The organism is Alkalitalea saponilacus, assembly GCF_900168165.1.
Lineage (GTDB): Bacteria > Bacteroidota > Bacteroidia > Bacteroidales > Marinilabiliaceae > Natronoflexus > Natronoflexus saponilacus.
Genome location: NZ_FUYV01000092.1, coordinates 1 through 1,097, shown reverse-complemented (window position 1 = coordinate 1,097; position 1,097 = coordinate 1). Strand labels below are relative to the sequence as shown.

Sequence of the window (1,097 nt, the reverse complement as noted above, 5' to 3'; positions counted from 1 at the left end):
ACACTTATCACAATTAAAAACAGACTATATCCCTCTGATATACAACACTATAAAACACCGTATTGATACTCATCGAAATTCTAGCAAGTGGGTGCAAATTATCCGCATTCACAGAAAAAATAAATTCTAATAAATAGAAAATGGACATTGAAAGTGTGAAAAACTACAATCAAAAAATGCTCGCTATTTTTAGCACTCTGATTGTAATTATTGTAAGCATAGGCTTAGTTGTTCTGATTTGGACAATAGTAAGAGAATTTAATTTTAGCGAAGTTCGAAAAACTGAAAATGTATTAATGTCAGACGAGAGAGCTGAACAATTAGCTCAGGAGAATTTAAGACAACAAATCATTTCATATGATTTCCCTCGACTTATCGATACGACAAAATTAATCTATCTAATACCAGTCACAATAAGAACATTAGATGAACCTGAACCCACTGATTATGGAGTGCTAGGTCTATTAGACACATATGATTCAAGAAAATCAAGAATCCCGAACAAATATTCATTTTATGGTACTTTTATTAATCTAATACTTTATGATAATTTAAACAACAAATCATACAAAATAGCCAATCAAAGAATGGTTGGAAACAACTATGATATTGAGTATTTAAATGATGATATTCTAATAATTTTTAAAGGTGCAGAAAGAGATACTGATAATGATGGAAGAATAACAATGAATGACTTAAAATCACTTTTTATCTATTCATTGAAAGAAAAGGAACTTAAAGTTGTGACCAAAGAGAATACAACCGTATTGAATTATGAAATGATTAGGGAGAAAAATGAAATTCTTGTACTATTTGGCATTGATAGAAATAAAGACAATCAGTTTATAGGGTATAAAGAGCCAACTCGTGTAATGAAATACAACATAAAAACGGGTGACCTATTAGATTTAGTTGAACCTAGTTTAGAAACTGAAATACAACGAATCGTAGACAGAAGATAACGTGGCATAACATCATGTATAAAATATTTGGGGGTTTAGTGGTTACTTGAAACATTCTGCCCCGCATCAGCTTTTGTAACGGCAGACAGGTACGAAGCCCGCAATCCCCAAACATTTCATACATGTGACCGTTGG

1 protein-coding gene is annotated in these 1,097 nt (G+C 31.6%); it reads left to right on the top strand.

The window, feature by feature from the left end:
• Window positions 1-140: 140 nt before the first annotated feature.
• Entirely contained in the window at window positions 141-962 is an 822-nt protein-coding gene (locus B5X70_RS17790) for a hypothetical protein (protein WP_079559247.1), read from the top strand.
• Window positions 963-1,097: the final 135 nt, after the last annotated feature.

Coding starts and splice junctions, on each gene's coding strand:
- B5X70_RS17790 (WP_079559247.1), top strand. CDS start 141: ATGGACATTGAAAGTGTGAAAAACTACAATCAAAAAATGCTCGCTATT.